Source organism: Acidobacteriota bacterium (genome assembly GCA_028874215.1).
In the GTDB taxonomy this organism is placed as follows: Bacteria; Acidobacteriota; UBA6911; order RPQK01; family JAJDTT01; genus JAJDTT01.
In genome coordinates this window covers 59853-75993 of the sequence record JAPPLF010000100.1, presented here as the reverse complement: position 1 = coordinate 75993, position 16141 = coordinate 59853, and the positions used below count along the sequence as shown (strand labels likewise).

13 protein-coding genes are annotated in these 16141 nt (G+C 63.7%); 7 read left to right on the top strand and 6 right to left on the bottom strand.

Translation table 11 applies throughout. The features are described 5' to 3' along the window. Window positions 1–144: 144 nt before the first annotated feature. Window positions 145–2700, top strand: a complete 2556-nt coding sequence (locus tag OXT71_20280; GenBank protein MDE2928728.1) for a sulfatase-like hydrolase/transferase — start codon at window positions 145–147, stop codon at window positions 2698–2700. Window positions 2701–2781: 81 nt separating this feature from the next. On the opposite strand, the gene OXT71_20275 is transcribed toward OXT71_20280, so the two are convergent. After that, window positions 2782–3537 carry a LytTR family DNA-binding domain-containing protein gene (locus OXT71_20275; GenBank protein MDE2928727.1) on the bottom strand — a complete coding sequence of 252 codons (756 nt, stop codon included), beginning with the start codon at window positions 3535–3537 and terminating at the stop codon, window positions 2782–2784. Window positions 3538–3673: 136 nt separating this feature from the next. Between OXT71_20275 and OXT71_20270 the strand changes: the two genes are divergently transcribed. Continuing rightward, window positions 3674–5560 carry a histidine kinase gene (locus tag OXT71_20270; GenBank protein MDE2928726.1) on the top strand — a complete coding sequence of 629 codons (1887 nt, stop codon included), beginning with the start codon at window positions 3674–3676 and terminating at the stop codon, window positions 5558–5560. 19 nt (window positions 5561–5579) lie between these two features. Here OXT71_20270 and OXT71_20265 read toward each other — a convergent pair whose 3' ends face one another. Both OXT71_20265 and OXT71_20260 read right to left on the bottom strand, forming a co-directional pair. After that, window positions 5580–7265, bottom strand: coding sequence for a GMC family oxidoreductase (locus OXT71_20265; protein MDE2928725.1), 1686 nt, complete (start codon window positions 7263–7265; stop codon window positions 5580–5582). Window positions 7266–7281: 16 nt separating this feature from the next. Further along, window positions 7282–7884 carry a gluconate 2-dehydrogenase subunit 3 family protein gene (locus tag OXT71_20260; GenBank protein ID MDE2928724.1) on the bottom strand — a complete coding sequence of 201 codons (603 nt, stop codon included), beginning with the start codon at window positions 7882–7884 and terminating at the stop codon, window positions 7282–7284. 173 nt (window positions 7885–8057) lie between these two features. On the opposite strand from OXT71_20260, the gene OXT71_20255 reads away from it, so the two are divergent. The 3 genes from OXT71_20255 to OXT71_20245 all read left to right on the top strand — a co-directional run bounded on the left by OXT71_20255 (window position 8058) and on the right by OXT71_20245 (window position 11558). Further along, a complete protein-coding gene (locus tag OXT71_20255) occupies window positions 8058–9083 on the top strand; it encodes a zinc-binding dehydrogenase (GenBank protein MDE2928723.1) in 1026 nt (341 codons plus the stop codon). A gap of 125 nt (window positions 9084–9208) precedes the next feature. Next, window positions 9209–9991, top strand: a complete 783-nt coding sequence (locus OXT71_20250; GenBank protein MDE2928722.1) for a glucose 1-dehydrogenase — start codon at window positions 9209–9211, stop codon at window positions 9989–9991. A gap of 70 nt (window positions 9992–10061) precedes the next feature. Further along, entirely contained in the window at window positions 10062–11558 is a 1497-nt protein-coding gene (locus OXT71_20245) for a hypothetical protein (protein ID MDE2928721.1), read from the top strand. 2 nt (window positions 11559–11560) lie between these two features. Here the strand turns inward: OXT71_20245 and OXT71_20240 are convergent, their stop codons facing one another. Both OXT71_20240 and OXT71_20235 read right to left on the bottom strand, forming a co-directional pair. After that, complete coding sequence (locus tag OXT71_20240) at window positions 11561–12547, bottom strand: cache domain-containing protein (GenBank protein ID MDE2928720.1); 987 nt, start codon at window positions 12545–12547, stop codon at window positions 11561–11563. Between the two features lie 43 nt (window positions 12548–12590). After that, window positions 12591–13568: a cache domain-containing protein gene (locus tag OXT71_20235; protein MDE2928719.1), complete on the bottom strand. Its 978-nt coding sequence runs from the start codon at window positions 13566–13568 to the stop codon at window positions 12591–12593. A 350-nt stretch (window positions 13569–13918) separates the two neighbouring features. Between OXT71_20235 and OXT71_20230 the strand changes: the two genes are divergently transcribed. Both OXT71_20230 and OXT71_20225 read left to right on the top strand, forming a co-directional pair. Then, window positions 13919–14710, top strand: coding sequence for a DUF2848 family protein (locus OXT71_20230; protein MDE2928718.1), 792 nt, complete (start codon window positions 13919–13921; stop codon window positions 14708–14710). Between the two features lie 2 nt (window positions 14711–14712). Continuing rightward, entirely contained in the window at window positions 14713–15075 is a 363-nt protein-coding gene (locus tag OXT71_20225) for a 2Fe-2S iron-sulfur cluster-binding protein (protein ID MDE2928717.1), read from the top strand. Window positions 15076–15117: 42 nt separating this feature from the next. Here the strand turns inward: OXT71_20225 and OXT71_20220 are convergent, their stop codons facing one another. Beyond that, on the bottom strand, window positions 15118–16134 hold the full coding sequence (locus OXT71_20220) for a C-terminal binding protein (GenBank protein ID MDE2928716.1): 1017 nt from the start codon (window positions 16132–16134) through the stop codon (window positions 15118–15120). Between the last annotated feature and the right edge of the window lie 7 nt (window positions 16135–16141).

Sequence of the window (16141 nt, the reverse complement as noted above, 5' to 3'; positions counted from 1 at the left end):
AATGGGCGATTAGGAAATCGCCCCTCCCGGCGAAAAGAAAGGCGCCTCCAGTCACCCCTCTCTTCTTGCGCTCGTTCAGGTCCTTCTGCTGGAATGTCGGCGCCGTGGGGAACACCCATGGACGCCCGACGGGGACCGCCTCTGATGAGTAACCCGAGCCGAGGAAATCCAGCCGCCGGGATTCAAATCCGGATCATCCACCTCCTGGTTCTGTCGGCGTTCACCACGGCGCAGCCCATCTACGACCTCCTGACCCGGCACCCCGAGTTCCTGCCGGCCCACCAGAGCGAACGGGTGGACATCCTCCTGCTGACCCTGATGTTGTCGCTCCTGTTGCCGGGAGCGGCGGCGATCGTGGTCCGGAGTTTGGCCAGAGTCCACCCGCAGTTGGGCCTCGGGACCTACCAGGCTCTTCTGGGCCTCCTGACCGCGGGACTCGTCCTTCAGGCGCTCAAGAGATTTCCGGTACCCGAAGGGGCGTCGCTGGTCCTTTCCCTGCTCTCCGGAATGGCCTTCGTGCTGGCGTACCGCCGATTTGCGGTGATCAGGACCTATCTGTCCTATCTGATCCCCGCAGCCGTGCTGTTTCCCGTCCTGTTCCTCCTGGATTCGGAGATCCGGAAGCTGATCCTTCCCGAACCGGATTCCCAGGTGGAGGCCGGGACCGGCGCCAAAGCGCCCATGGTGATGGTGATCTTCGACGAGTTCCCCCTCATTTCCCTGCTCAACGAGCGCCGGGAGATCGACTCGAACCTCTTCCCCAACCTGGCCGAGTTGGCGGAACACTCCTACTGGTTCCGGAATGCGACCACCAACAACGAGAGCACTCTGTTGTCGATTCCGGTAATCTTGTCGGGAACCCTGCCCAAGCAGCGTCCCTTCCCACTGCCTCTGTTTCGCGAATACCCCAGGAACCTCTTCTCGCTCCTTTCCGGCTCCCACGAACTTGAAATCAGGGAAAACGTCACCGGGTTGAACCCCCGGAGAACACCCGCGCCCTTCGTTCCCCGCTTCCGGTTGCTGGTGGAGGACCTGTCGGTCGCCTATCTCCATCTCCTGCTGCCGGCGTCATGGGCCTCGCGATGGCTTCCTCCGGTGACCCAGACCTGGAACCAGTTCCTGAACCCGGTCGCTCCCGGCCCGATCCGGCAAACCTGGAAGGATTTCCATGTCGACTGGTCGAGACGGGCGGACCGTTTTCGGAACTTCGTCGAATCCATTCGGGAGGACGGACCGCCGGCTCTCTATTTCCTGCACTCCATGCTTCCCCACGCCAGTTGGATCTACCTTCCTTCGGGCAAGTTGTACACGCTCTCGGAGCGGCCGGGCGTGGCCGGGGTGGTGGGACCCAACAACCGGGGTCTCGACGTGAATCAGTGGCTGGACGATCGGTGGCTGGTGATCCAGTCCTACCAGCGCCACCTCCTGCAGGTCATGTTTCTGGATCGCCTGGTCGGAGAACTGGTCCAGCGGCTTCGTGAGCGGAACCTCTTCGACTCCACGCTTCTGGTCATCACCGCCGACCACGGAGCCAGCTTCCGCCCCGGCGACTCCCGCCGCCTGGTGACCGCCACCAACTACATGGACATCATTTCCGTCCCGTTGATCGTCAAGGCGCCGGGGCAACGGCGGGGAGTCGTAAGCGACCGCAACGTGGAGAGCATGGACATCCTGCCGACCCTGGTGGAGCTTCTGGGCAGCGAAACGGACTGGCCACTGGAGGGCCAGTCGGCCCTTTCCGCCGAGGCTCCGGAACGGCCCGGCAAGATCGTCTACACCGACGACGGCGAGATATTCTCGTTCGACCCCCGCCTGGAGGCGCGCTGGGAGAGCCTCGAACGGAAGCTGGCGCTCTTCGGCGCCGCGAACGGTGAACTCTCGAAGCAGGATCTCTACCGGATCGGACCTCATGCCGAACTGGTGGGCCAGCGGACGGACGCGTTGATCCAAGGGCAATCGGACCTGACGGTAGAGGTCGACGGAGCCCACCTGCACCGGCAGGTCGACCTCGACTCCACCTTCCTGCTGTCAAGAATCTCGGGAAGGGTTCTCGGAGGCCAGGCCGCCCAGACCGGCCGGACCCTCGCCATCGGCGTCAACGGCGCGGTCCGCGCAGTGACCCGGACCTCGCAACTGGGCGGAGCAACCGTCTTCTCGGCCATCGTCCCGGAATCGGCCTTCCGGGACGGCAGCAACCAGATTCGAATCTACGAGACGCGCCGGACCGAATCCAGCCTCGCACTCCTGTCCGTGAAAGTCCCCGCCCCGGCTTCCTACCGGCTGGATGCGTCCGGGGCGGAAACCCTCCTGGTGACACCGGAAGGGACGGAAATTCCCATCGGCGACCCGGGCGTCACCGGGTGGGTCGTCTCGCGCCCGAGCCCGGACCGAAGCCGGATTTTCATCGGCGGTTGGGGGGCCGACGTGGGAAAACGCGTCCTGCCTCGATCCATCGTCCTGTTTCGGGACGGAGAATTCCTGTACGCGGGACGGACCGGCCGATACCGGAAGGACGTCGTCAGGACCTACGGCAGTTCGGAGATCGACAACAGCGGCTACCTGTACGAATTCTCGCTCCTCGACTTCCCCGATCCGGCAACGACGGAGATCCGCGTCTTCATCCATTCCCGGGACGGGAAGGCGTCCGAATCCAACTATCCCCCACCGGGCAACACCACCAACTGGCACTTCCGGCGATGAGAAGCCGCGGCATCCCTGTCCATGGAGCGGAAACATCCCTGTCGGCGAGTAGGAGCAGCCCCCCCTCTACACCCCTCGCAGCTACAAAAGCAGATCCCGCACCAGCGGCGCCCGGCGCTTGCTGACGATGAACTTCAGACCATTGGTCAGGATCAGCAGCCAACGGCGGCTGCTCAGAGCACTCATCTTTCGTATCCGGTTCGTGTTCACCAGCACGCTTCGGTGAACCCTTTGAAACTGGGTCCCTCGAAGTCGTTCCTCAAGACTCCCCAGACTGTGCACGGCCCGGAATTTCCTGCGTGAGGTGAGAATCCAAACGATCTCTCCTTCCGCCTGCAGTGCGTACACGTCGTCCAGGTCCAAAAGGTAGTAGTCCAACCCGCGGCGAGCCACCAGCTTGGCGACAGTCCGGGTTTCGCGCCTTTCCAGAGCGGCCAGGGTTCGCTCCACTCTGAGGGCGCTCTCCCGGGGCCTGCGCCGGGCCCGGCGGGCCCGGCCGACAGCCATTCCGAGGCGATCCTCGCTGACCGGCTTGAGCAGGTAATCCACGGCGCCGACCTCGAAGGCATCGAGCGCATACTCGGAGTATGCGGTCACGAACACGATGGCCGGCAGGGGACCCTTGAGCCGCCGAATCACCTGGAAACCGTCCATGACCGGCATCTGGACGTCGAGGAGAACCAGGTCCGGCTGGAGACGGCCAATCTGCTGCAAAGCCGTCTCACCGTTGTCCGCCTCGCCCACAACCTGGATGTTTTCCACAAGGTCCAGCCCATCCAGAAGCACGCGGCGGGCCAGCGGCTCGTCGTCCACGACCAGTACGCGCAATCTCTTCACGGGCACGTATCAAACCTCCTCAATCGCCATTCGGACGCCATCGATCCCCGATTCTACCAATTGGTCCGTCGAACGCCGGTTACCGGAGAGCACATGAAGATTGCTTCCTGGGGCTCATAGTAGACTGTTCCAACCGATGCAAGGGAACCTCCCATTCATCATCAATGCGCTGGGACACGCTGCGGGCGTCATCATCTTCGGCGCATTCCTATGCCTGCTGTGGCTGGGCCGGCGACGGGATCCGGGAGGAGATTTCGTGGTGCCGGCCATGGCGGCCACCTTGGCCCTTCTCTGGAATGCTCTGTCTCTGACGGTCCTGACCACCGCCGAACTCGGAGGCGGTTACACGTCAATCGCCGTGGCCTTGAGTTTCGCTGTTCTGAGTCTGCTTCCGGGTGTCCTGCTCCATCTCTCGTTGGGATCCGGCACACGCTGGATTCTCGTTTGCGGTTACCTGCTGTCCTTCACGGCGGTGGCCACCCACCTGGCGGAATTGTTCGGAGGGGGTGAGTCCTCGCACCGATTCGGACTGCTCCTGATCACATTCGGATTCGGTGCGTTGGCGCTCCTCGCGGCCTCGGCCCTGGCCCGGGAGAAGCGCCGGCTCAAAGGCGCCAGCCTGCGTGCCATCGCGGCCATGGCGCTCTTTTTCTTCGCAGTCTCCTTTATTCACTTCGGTTCGAGCCACGGGTCCGATGCCTGGGCTCATCAAATTGTCTTGCACCACGCCGGAATCCCGCTGGCTCTCGTCATTCTCCTGCAAACCCACCGACTGCTGTTGCTGGACGTGTTCGTGCGGTTTCTCGGCAATGCCCTGATGGCGGCCGCAGCGGCGATTGTGCTGCTGGGACTCGCCGGATTTCTGGGTCTGCTGGAGCCCACTTCGAACGCTCCCTTCGCTCGGTCCATCCTGATCGTCGCGGGAGGGTTGGCCCTGGTGGCCTTTCCGGCGATGCGAAAGCGCGTGCAGAATCGCCTGGAAACCACCGTTTTCCGGCGAGGAGACCCCGAACGGGCACTCGGGGAGATCCGTGCGTGTCTCGAGGACAACGAAGGCGGCGAGGAATCTCTGGGCCGCGCAGGCGAGGTGATGGCCCGTTTCGCCAAAGCGGAGCGCTGGCAGGTCGTGGAAGATGGCATCAAAACCGGGAAAAAGTTGATTCGGACCCGGATTCGGCCGGACCGGGAAACTGACGGCAAGTCTCAACGCCATCGCTGGGCGGAAGTCGAAGTTCCCATCCGAACAAGCGGCGAGGAGACCTGCCGTCTGCTGCTGGGTCGCCGGCGGGGCGGACACCGATATCTGAGCCGGGACCTGGAGGATCTGGACCGGCTCTCCGCCGAACTCTCCGATCAACTGGAGCGCAGGCGCCGGACCGAACTCAATCGGCTGGTGGCCGAAGCGGAGCTGGACGCCCTCCGGGCCCAGATCAACCCCCACTTCCTGTTCAACTCCCTGAACGCGCTGTACGCCACCATTCCTCGATCCGCCGTGGACGCCCGGGAAACGCTGGTCAATCTGGCTGAGATCTTCCGCTACTCGCTGCAGGGCAATCGCCAGTTCGTGTCTCTGGACCAGGAGATGCGAATCGTCCAAGCCTACCTCCAGATCGAGCGGCTGCGCCTCGGAGAGCGCCTGCGGACCGGGATTGACATTGCCGAAGACACCTTGCAGGTCTCCGTCCCCGTCCTCTCCATCCAACCCTTGGTCGAGAACGCCGTAAAACACGGCGTGAGCACCGGAATCGACGAGGGAACGGTTCGGATCGAGTCCCGAATCGTCGGCGAAACGTTGCAGGTGATCGTCTCGGACGACGGTCCCGGGTTTCCTGCAAAACGTCCGCCAACCGGCGCCCAAGGCCTGGCGAACGTGCGGCGGCGCCTCCGCCTTTGCTATGGCGACCGGGCGAAACTGAAGATCGCTTCACCCGCCACGGGAGCGGAAGTCGAATTGAGAGTGCCGGCCACGCCGGGTCAGCCGCAGGATCAGGCTCCGGACGACCGTCACAGGATGTTGATGTAGCGAACCGTGGCAGCGTGACTCAGAGATCGCCCGTCCGGAACTGCTCCGCCAGATAGTCGCTGGACCGCCAGGCGATGGCCAGAATGGTTTCGGTAGGATTCTGGCAGGCGGAACTGGGCCAGCAACCGCCGTCCATGACGAACAGATTCGAAATCTCGTGGGCCTGGCAGAACTGGTTCAGGACGCTGGTCCGAGGATCGTCGCCCATCCGGGTGGTCCCCATCTCGTGGATGATCCGCCCGGGAGCGCTCAGCGACTTGTCCTCGCTGAGGATCTCGGCTCCCGCCTCATGCATGAGCTCCTCCAGATTCTGAAAGGCGTCGTCCAGCATGTGGTAGTCGTTGTCGGTCCGCTTGTAGTGGAACTTCAGGACCGGGATTCCCCACGCGTCCACCACCTCTTTGTCGATCTCCACGTAGCTGTCGAAGATCTGTAGCGGCTCTCCCCGAGCGTAGATCCGGACCACCGCCGGGTGCAGATCCTTGATCCTTTTCTTGTAGCCGGCTCCGAAACCACCGATCAGGTCGGCGTGTCCCGGGAAGACATTGCTGCCCCCCTTGACCATGATCGCGTAGCCGCGAAGGAAATTGGGATGGCGGGTTCCCAGATTGCTGTACCGGGGAATGTAGGATCCGTTGGCCTTGCCGTCGTCATTGCGGATTTTCGATCCCACCAGCTCGGGCAGGACCCCGATCACCTGACCGGCCGTGAAGTGATCGGTCAGGTAATGGCCCAGGACACCGCTGGCGTTGGCCATGCCTTGGGGGTGGAAACGGGACACCGAATTGAGCAGGATCCGGGTCGACTCCAGCGTGCCGGCGGCCAACACCACCACCTTGGCGCGTACCTTCCGCTCCACTTTGCTCTTCCGGTCGACATAGGAGACGCCCCGGACCCGGCCTTCCTTGTCCACCGCCACCTCCCGGACCACCGCGTCGGTCAGCAGGGTCAGCTTTCCCGTCTTGGCGGCGTCGGGAAGGGTGACGGCGATGCTGGAGAAGAAGGCCCCGATGTCGCATCCGAAGCCGCAGCTTCCGCAGTAGTGGCAGGGCGGCCGTCCCCGGTGGTACCGGCTCAACTGGGCGGTCCTGAGGGCCGTCATGCGCCAGCCTTTCCGGGCCGCCGCCTTCCGGATCAGATGCTCGAAGCAGTTGTAGGCGAAGGGGGGCAGAAACCGTCCGTCCGGAATCTGGGGCAGGCCCTCCTGGAACCCCTGGATTCCCACGTAGTCCTCCACCTTGTCGTAGTAGGGCGCCAGGTCCGCGTAGGTGAAGGGCCAGTCCACCCCGAAACCGTCGATGCTCGCCGCCTTGAAGTCGAACTCGGCCAGGCGGAACGACTGGCGGCCCCAGTGCAGGGTCCGCCCCCCCAGAATCCGGGATCGTCCCGTCCACTTGTAGGGCTTTTGCGCGCCCGTAGTGGGAGCATTGGTGTAGGGATGCTCGCTTTCCTTGGCGTAGTAGCCGGAAAACGGCGTCTGCTCCCTCGCCGCCAGCAAGCCGTCCTTCCGGATGACTTGGGGGTTGCCCCGTCCCCGAAAAGGGAAATCGTAGGGCATGGCATGGGTCAGGAAGTCGGTGTTCTTGATGGAGGGTCCGGCCTCCAGCACGACCACCTCCAGTCCATGCTCGGTCAGGACCTTGGCCGCCATGCCACCAGCGGCGCCGCTGCCGACGACCAGGACATCGTATTCACGCTGGGCCATTGCCGAACCTCGAAGGCTAGTCACCGTCCCCGTGATGGCCGGGATGGGGGCAACCCTCCCATTGGGCCAGGACCTGCTTTCCCTGGTACCCCAGTTCCTGGTGGATCCCCTCGCGGGAGGTGTAGTAGGCGAACACCGTTCTCCGGCGCAGGTCCCGGAAGAAGCGGTGTCCCGCCCCTTCCTCAGGTTGATCCGGTTCCGGATCCGCAAGCCGGCTCAGCAGCGCCTCCCGGTCCTCGGGGGAAAGCCGGACAAACTCCTTCTCGTACCGGACGAGGCTGAGGCGGTCGACCTCCTCCAGTCCCTCGAGGAATGCCTTCCGGACCTCATCGGTCTCGTGACTCAAGACCAGATCGATGTGCTCGTGGACCCGGGCGGCTCTGGCCCCGGGGGTGTCCGTTTCCGGGATGATGAGGTCGGCGAGCGTCGCCACCAGCTCGCCCTGATCCGGCGTCAGAAAACCGGGCGTCCAAGCCCCGCCCGCGCCTTGAGCCGCTGCCGCGGCCGCTCCCGGGGCGGATCCCGCCACCGGCGCCGACACGGCCAACCGGACCAGACCGGAAGAGCCCACCGCCATCGTCTTGAGGGCGTCTCTACGCCGAATCCGCTTCGCCGTCATAGGCCGATCTCCTGTCTCCAGGATAGTGCCGATTCTCTTTCCGCGATAGTCATGCGATGAATTCTGCGCCCATTTGCGCTCCTCCCGGACCGTGGCAAAAGTCGATACGGGCTGGTAACGTTGGCACTCCCGAATTTCGCCAAGACTGACAAACCGACCAGGAGCACGTCCAGATGAAGATCGCCATCCTGCACGGTCCCCGGGACCTCCGCATTGAAGACCAGGAGCTCGACACCTCGAATCTGGCGCCGGATCAGGTCTGGGTGCGGACCATCGTGACCGGATTCAAGATCGGGACCGACCGCGGCAACTACGAAGGGGCCGAGGACGTCCCCGGAGCCCCCGTCTATCCCCGGTGGGTAGGTGACAGCAATTTGGGCGAAGTCCGGGGCGTCGGCTCCAACGTCACAGGCTTCAAAGTTGGAGACCGGGTCCTGTCCCAGATGCACCACCAGTCGGAGTACATCTGTACTCCCGCCGAGGGGGCCCTGGTCACGGTTCCCGACGGCGTTGAACCGGAAGATGCGGTGTTCGCGAATCTCTATTCCCTGAGCGCCCACTGTTATCACAAGGGACTCTTCCGGCCGGGCGAAACCGTGGCCGTGGTCGGGCTCGGGACTCTGGGCTTGGGAGCCGTCGCCGTCGGCCCCCTCTATGGGGCGCGCACTGCCGCCATCGGCAACAGCGACCTGCGGCTGGAGATGGCCAAGAACATGGGGGCCCACGGCCTCTTCCGCAGCGATGATCCAGACTTGGCCAAGAAGTTGGACGAGTTCAGCTCCGGACGCGGCATCGACCTGGTCATACTGACGGCCAACCCTTGGCCCGCCTACCGAACCGCCGTGGAGATCGTCCGGGACGGTGGCCGCGTCTCCATCGTCAGCCTTTTGGGCCGCGGTGAGGAAGGTCTGGAGTTCAACCCCCTCTCCATGCAGCTCTTCTACATCAAAGGGATCTCACTCATCGCCGTCAGCGGCGAGGATCCCAACCTCTTTCCCGGAGCCGGCGGCGACGTCCAGCAGACACGGCACCGGTCGCACCTCTTCACGCTGATGGCCGACGGGTTGCTGGAACCCAAGCGCCTCGTGACCCACCGGCTCCACTACACTCGGATGGTGGAGGCCTACGAGATGGCCTACCACCGGGACAAGACCATCATGAACGTGGTGTTCGACTGGCGGGACGCGCACGGGGATTAGGAAAGAGGGGAGCGGCGGTTTCCAAACGCCGAACTCCGGGAGCGGCATGGGGAGACGAGCGGAATGGGAAACGGGGGAACGGGCGGCTGGAAGCCGCCCCTCCAGTTCCCAAAGAAAAATAAATCATGAGCGTATTTGACCGGTTTCGACTGACAGGAAAGAAGATGTTCATCACCGGCGGCAGCCGGGGGCTGGGACGCGAGATGGCCCTGGCCATCGCCGAGGCCGGCGCCGACGTGATCCTGGTGGGACGGGATGGCGCCTCCCTGGAGCGGACGGCCGCGGATCTGGTGAGCCGGGGCCGGAAGGCCTTTCCCATCCAGGCCGACGTCGGCGACATGGAGGACTGCGAGCGGGCCTGCGAGACGGCCCTCCGGGATCATGGGCCCATCGACATCCTGATCAACAACGTGGGGGGACGCCGCGAGAACATTCCCACCACGGAGATGACCCTGGAACAATGGCGCCGCCTCACGGATCTGAACCTGACCAGCACGTTCCTCTGCACCAAGATCATCGGCGGAGCCATGGTGAGCCGGGGCCAGGGAGGACGAATCATCAACAATGCTTCCATCAACGGACTGATCGTGGCTCGGGACATCGGCGGCCGGCACTACGAGACGTCCAAGGCGGCGGTGATCCACTTCACCCGGGCCGTGGCCGCCGACTGGGCGCCCCACGGCATCACGGTCAACGCCATCTGTCCCGGAGGCTTCATGACCAAGCCCAACCTCCGCTGGTCCAAGGACCACCCCCAGGTGATCAAGACCTTCATAGCCAACATCCCCATGGGTGGCTTCGGGCAACCCGAAGACCTGGGACCGCTGGCCGTCTACCTGGCCAGCGACGCCTCCCGCTATGTGACCGGCGCCAGCATCGTCATCGATGGAGGCTACACCCTCTGGTAGGAGCTGCGGCCCCAGCCGGGCGATGCGCCTATCCGTGCCGGCGCGGAATGACATGGCTATAAAAAAAGTTATGAGAAGAAGCACCGGCCGGCGTCACTTTCTGGTGGGTCTGGGAGCTTCCCTGCTGCCGTTTCCGCGGCGTGCGTGGGGGAAACCGGCGGCCGATCATGTGATGGTGGGCCGCGGTGAGCTGGAGATCTCCTCACTCCGCTTCGATTGCACCCCGCCCACAGGCGTCCCGTCTCCGACCCTGGGCGTCAATCCGGTGGTCCGGAAGATCGAGGGTCCCTTGGAGACCCGTCTCCTGGCCCTGCGGCAGGGGAAGCTGACTCTGGGCTGGGCCAACAGCGACTACAACATCTGGTCCGAGGGACGGCGCCATCTGGCCCGGGGACTGGGCATTCCCCAGGAGCAGACCATCACCTCCGCGACCCACAACCACTCCGTCGTCACCCTGGGCGGCCTGAGGAACAACGCACGAGGGTTCGGGAAGCGGTTCTTCAGGAATCTCCGGGAGGCCGCCCGTTCCCTGGAGGCCGGTTTCGAGCCGGCCAGACTCTCCTGGGCGACAACGGAGGAGTCCTCCATCACCTACAACCGCAAGGGGGTCTGGGCCGACGGTTCCACCTACTTCATGCGGGAGGAGGACCGGGTTCTGTTGGGGGATTTCGAGGGCGCCAACGATCCCCTGGTTTCGCTGCTTCGCTTCGATCGCCCCGACGGTTCGCCTCTGGCCGTCATGGGACATTTCACGGGCCACCCGGTAGCCTCCTACAACCTGGAGGAACCGGTGATCAATCCCGACTTCTCGGGGTGGGCCATCCTGGACCTGCTGGAATCGTTTCGCCCCCAACGGCCGGTGGGGTTCTTCCTCCAGGGCTGCGCCGGAGACATCAACGTCAAAGGCATGTTCGACGGCGCCGCAAGGGCCCGGGCCGCCGGACGGCGATTGGGAGACGCCTTCATCCGGGCGGCGTCCGAAACCCGGCCCAATTCCAGGTCCGCCCTGGCCCTGGCCTGGGGTACGGCCCAGGTTCCCTATGGTCCCCTGCCCTCACCTGAGGAACTCCGGCAACAGCGGCAGGAACTGATGGATTTTCAACGGCGAACCGAGGCCGGCGACCCCGACACGCTCCGGGTCCTGGGCTACAACTTTTCCGCGACCATGAAGATGAAATACCGGAGGAACCTGGCCCGGCCGCTGCTGAGATGGACCGACTGGGCTTTGAAGGTTCACAAGGAAGGCACCGCCCTGCCCGACTCCCTTCCGGTTCCCCTGCAAGCCGTCGTCCTGGGCGACGTCGCGGTGGTGACCATCCCGTGCGAGGCGTTTTCCGGAATCGGGAAACAGATTCGGCGGCAGAGTCCCTTCGCCATGACCATACCCGCCGCCTACAGCAACGGATATCTGGGCTACATCGGCACCAGCCGCGACGTGGGGGACGGCGAGTACATGTCGGCCGCCTACCGGTATTACCTGCGGCCTCCGTTCGCTCGTCCCGCGGGAGACGCCATCGCCGCGAAGGCGGTGGAGCTTCTGAAGGCGGCCAAAGACGCCATGGGCTGATCCTATTCCCCGTCTTCCAGATAGTAGCCGGAGCCGATCAGGATCGGCAGGCCGTAAGTCACCACCCGCTTGACGAAGACCATCTTCCGCTGCTGCATTCCGGTGGAGGGGTTGCGCGCCATGTAATAGAGGAAAGTTTCACCGAAGGCGTCGGCCACGCTCAGGTCGTCCCGATCGGTGAGCGAGGTCAGCTCGGTCTGCGCTCCGCCCAGCGTCCAGCCGCCCCAGCGGTAGGGATCCCCGCTGAACAGCGTGTTGCCATTCCCGTCCACGCCGAACACGTAGATCGAGTCCTGTCTCCAACGGGGGTCCAATGACAGGCTGATAGAGGCGAAATACCCCATCGACTCCAACTCCATGGCGGCACAGCGGACGAATTCCTGAAGCTTTCGGCTGGAGGGATCCGCGGCGAGTCCGGCGGCGTTGACCTCTTCCCGATTGCAGGAGCCCGGAATGTCCCGCAGGTAGATTCCCGCGCCGATGCCGGCCGGGGTTCCGTTCCAGTCGATGCTCTTGATGTAGGTCGCCTTCGGCTCGTCCCTGCCGGTCGCGAAATTCGTGAACGAATAGTACAACCAACCTTCCCCGAAGCCGCTGGTGATGCGGTGCTGCTCCTTGTAGTAGTCGTTGCCGAAGACGTCGATGAGGAGTCCGCGCGAAGTTCCCTCCCGCTCGGGTTCGGGCGGGAAAACAAAGTGATGGGCCTGGTCGCTTTCCGGCGTCGATTCGGAAATGAAGACGTAGATGGATCCGCTATTCCAACGCTCGTCCTCGTTGAACGCCCTGCGAGCTTCCTCCGGCCCCATCTCAATGGCGTATTCGTAGGCGCACTGAACGAATGCGCGAACGTCTTCGCGAGTTTGCACGGCGCTGGCGACGACGGAATTCTCCGCACACGACGGACCGTCATCGCTGCCGAATGCCTGGGGCGGCGCCACCAGCAGGGATAAGAGAAAAAGGCAACCGGACAGTCTGCGATTCATTGTCATGATGGTCCTCCAGATTCGCAATCGGGCTTGAGCCCGCAGTTTTTCATTCATCCAGATAATAACCCGAGCCGATGAGGATCGGCAGGCCGTAGGTGACCACCCGCTTGACGAAGACGACTTTCCGCTGCTCCATCCCGGTGGCGGGGTTTCGGCTCATGTAGTAGAGAAAGGTTTCACCGAAGGCCTGGGCCACGCTCAGGTCGTCCCGGTCGGCCAGGGAGGTCAGCTCAGTATCGGGGCCGCCCAAGGTCCAACCGCCCCAGCGGTAGGGATCCCCGCTGAACAGCGTGTTTCCGTTTCCGTCGACGCCGAACAAATAGATCGAGTCGTGCCTCCAACGGGGATCCGCGGACAGGCTGATGGAGGCGAAGTACCCCATCGCTTCCACTTCCATGGCGGCGCAACGGACGAACTCCTGCAGCCTCTCGTTGGACGGGTCTATGCCGAGCACCGTGGCGTTGACCTCTTCTCGCCGGCAGGTCCCCGGGAGGTCGCGCCGGTAGATGCCGGAGCCGATGGCGGCCGGGGTCCCGTCCCAGTCGATGCTCTTGACGTAGGAGGCCTTGGGCTCTTCCATGCCGGTCGCCGGGTTCGTGAACGCGTAATGGATCCAGCCCTCACCGACGAGGCTCAGGATACGATGCCGATCCCTGTAGTAGTTGTTGCCGAAGGCGTCGTCCAGCAGCCGCGTTATCGTCCGTCCTTCCCTGGACGGGTCGGGCGGAAATACCAAGCTCCGAGTCTCTTCACTCACGGGCGTATCCTCGGAGACAAAAATATAGTTGGGTCCCTTTCTCCACCGTTCGTCTTCGTGGAAGGCCCTTCGCGCCTCCTCGAATCCCACTTCCTGGACAAACTCGTAGGCGCATTTGACGAACGCCTCCACGTCCTCGTATGTCCGCACGGCCCCGGCGGAAATCGAGTGATCGGCGCAAGCCGAGGTTTGCGCCGGAGCGAATCCCTGTCCGGCGACCGCCAGAATCGGAGTGATCAACAGATAGGGCCATCGGAATCCGGCCATGGTGGAGGTCCTCCGCCGCCGCCACGGCATCGATGAGCCGTGCGGCAGTGCATGGTTCCTGTGTGGTTTGAAAAATTTCGCTCGGGAAAGGGTCTCGAACACTGCGCTATCTACTCTGGGGGCATCCTCCGACTTGGCAGCCCCGACCGGCGCGCGGAGATGAAAGTCTTGTTCGCGACGAAAATTTTTTCCAGAAATAGCACGAATGAATGGGCGACGTCTAGAGAATCGAACCGGGAGACCCGGCCGTTTCCGGCGGTTTCCTGAAACCGTAGCCAGCCCGCGTCCGATCCCGCATCAGCCGGTTCGATGCTGTCGCACGCAAGGAAGAATCCGAGTATTCTACGCCGATGCAGATCACCTATGTCGAGATGACGGTCCAGGGGCGGTCAGGTACGGAGCAGCGCTCTCTCCCGGTGGGGTCGGTGTCCGGAGCCCGTTTCTGCTCCCGGGACGTGAAGGGGATGCGGAAGGAGATGGATGAACAGCTCGAGCGGGACGGACGCTTCACCATGGCGACGCTTACGAATCCGTCCATCTTCCACCTCGGCCGTTATCTGCTCACCCAGAGTCCCGACTTCGAGGTCCAGGGTTCGATGACGGGTGGGGAAGCCGAAGTCGTCGCCATCCGCGACGGGCAGGAGATCCTCATTTCCGTGGGCAGCGACCAGTGCGACCGGGAACTCGACCCCCTCTTTCCGGACAAGCCAAAACAGATGTGTCCCCACCCGTTGGCGCGGACGGCGTGGCCATACCGGGAGGTACGTCCCCACTGGGATGAGTTGCGCATTTTCAGCCACGTTGTGGTGGGAGAGCACACCGTCCCGTTGCAGGACAGCAGGATTTCGGAATTGGTGGATTTGGACTATCTGCTGAATATGAACGAAGTTCAATCGCTGGCCGACCCCATGGTCCTGTACTGCGGCTGCGGTTCCTTCCTGGATTCGGTGGACGAGACCGTTCAGCGGCTTGAACTTCCCCCGGCAACGGCGCTGGGCGTGGGGGACAGCTTCCTGGTGGGTCTTAACGACCCGGTGCTGGACCGAACCATCCGGCACGAGTTCCGGGCGGTTCCGCTGGGGGACGACCTGCAATACCGGCAAGACTTCGATCGAAAGTTGGAAACCAGAAAAGAGGAGTAGGCATGCCCAAGCTGACTGTGGAGGGTGTAGGCGATTTCGACGTGGATTCCGGCAAGCGGCTGGTCCTGGCTCTCACCGACGAGGCCGGAATCGATCAGCTTCACGCCTGCGGCGGGAACGCCCGCTGCACCACTTGCAGGGTGGAGTTCGTCGACGGCGAGCCCGCTCGGATGACGGCCGCCGAGCAGAAGGTCCTGGAGATGCGCCGGGTGACCGGCGTCCGCTTGAGCTGCCAGATCTGTTGCGACCACGAGATGACCGTTCGGATCATCAGCCGGCTGGCAGGGAGCGGACGGCGCGACGCGGGCCGAAGGCCGGCCGACGAGATCCACCCCCAGCCGGTGGAGTACGTGGACGGCGCCTGAACAGCAGCCTCTCGCCGCCAACGGCAATCCAGTCCGTTTCGATCAAGAGTTGGTGGCCGGTCTCCGGGGAGGAACCCGGTCCCGCACCTGAGGGTTGGCCAGGGACATGGGCCACTCTCCCCTGAAGATTCGGGCCGCTTCCTGTCCCATGATGGTGGCGCCACGATTCCAGATCGCTTCCGATAGCCCGGCCGAATGCGGTGTCAGGACCACGTTCTCCATCTCCATGAGCGGACTGTCCGAAGAAAGCGGTTCCACCTCGAAAACGTCCAGTCCGGCGCCGGCGATCTCCCCCTCTTGAAGCGCCGAAATCATGGCCGCCTCGTCGACGGTGCGGCCCCGGCCCGTGTTGACGAAATAAGCACTCGGCTTCATGGCCCGGAAGAAGTCTTCGCCAAGCATGCCCCGGGTGGCGGCGGCGTTGGGCACGTGCATGGAAACGAAGTCGGAGCGGCGGGCCAGCTCGTTCAGGTCCGGGACCAGCTCGATCCGGTACTCCTGCGCGATCCAGGGGGGGATGTACGGGTCGTAGCCGATGATCTTCAATCCCAGAGCCCGGGCCTTGCGGGCAAACAGCCGGGCGATGCCGCCGAAGCTCACCAGACCCAGCACCTGTCCGACGAGGGGAGGAATGGGGTCTATCCGGCCCCACAGGTCCGGCGTCCACTCCCCGTTCCTGACCCGGCGGTCCAGACTGACGATCTGGCGGGTACAGGCCAACAGCAGCGCCAGAGCGTGATTGGAGACCTCTTCGGTGCAGAAGCCGGGCGTATTGACCACCATGATTCCGTGCCGGGTGGCATCGTCGATGTCGATGTGATCGACGCCGTGCCCCTGGCTCAGAATCGCCTGAAGCCTCTGGGCCTGATCCAGCACCTCGGTCCGAAGCGGCACGCCGACCGTGACTACCGCGTCGCCGCCGCGGACCGCCTGAACCGTCTGCTCCGGGTCCGGCAGGAGAACGACTTCCAGCTCATAGTCCAAGCCCGAGAGTTGAGCCTCCAGCGGTGAAGGGTCCTGGTCGACGATGGTCAGCCAGACGAGACGATGTTTCGGCATGTTTTCT

What these genes read in the sequence shown, in the direction of transcription:
- OXT71_20260 (MDE2928724.1), bottom strand. Translation starts at nt 7,884, where the DNA reads ATGACGGCGAAGCGGATTCGGCGTAGAGACGCCCTCAAGACGATGGCG.
- OXT71_20270 (MDE2928726.1), top strand. Translation starts at nt 3,674, where the DNA reads ATGCAAGGGAACCTCCCATTCATCATCAATGCGCTGGGACACGCTGCG.
- OXT71_20240 (MDE2928720.1), bottom strand. Translation starts at nt 12,547, where the DNA reads ATGACAATGAATCGCAGACTGTCCGGTTGCCTTTTTCTCTTATCCCTG.
- OXT71_20280 (MDE2928728.1), top strand. Translation starts at nt 145, where the DNA reads ATGAGTAACCCGAGCCGAGGAAATCCAGCCGCCGGGATTCAAATCCGG.
- OXT71_20220 (MDE2928716.1), bottom strand. Translation starts at nt 16,134, where the DNA reads ATGCCGAAACATCGTCTCGTCTGGCTGACCATCGTCGACCAGGACCCT.
- OXT71_20250 (MDE2928722.1), top strand. Translation starts at nt 9,209, where the DNA reads ATGAGCGTATTTGACCGGTTTCGACTGACAGGAAAGAAGATGTTCATC.
- OXT71_20265 (MDE2928725.1), bottom strand. Translation starts at nt 7,265, where the DNA reads ATGGCCCAGCGTGAATACGATGTCCTGGTCGTCGGCAGCGGCGCCGCT.
- OXT71_20255 (MDE2928723.1), top strand. Translation starts at nt 8,058, where the DNA reads ATGAAGATCGCCATCCTGCACGGTCCCCGGGACCTCCGCATTGAAGAC.
- OXT71_20225 (MDE2928717.1), top strand. Translation starts at nt 14,713, where the DNA reads ATGCCCAAGCTGACTGTGGAGGGTGTAGGCGATTTCGACGTGGATTCC.
- OXT71_20245 (MDE2928721.1), top strand. Translation starts at nt 10,062, where the DNA reads ATGAGAAGAAGCACCGGCCGGCGTCACTTTCTGGTGGGTCTGGGAGCT.
- OXT71_20235 (MDE2928719.1), bottom strand. Translation starts at nt 13,568, where the DNA reads ATGGCCGGATTCCGATGGCCCTATCTGTTGATCACTCCGATTCTGGCG.
- OXT71_20230 (MDE2928718.1), top strand. Translation starts at nt 13,919, where the DNA reads ATGCAGATCACCTATGTCGAGATGACGGTCCAGGGGCGGTCAGGTACG.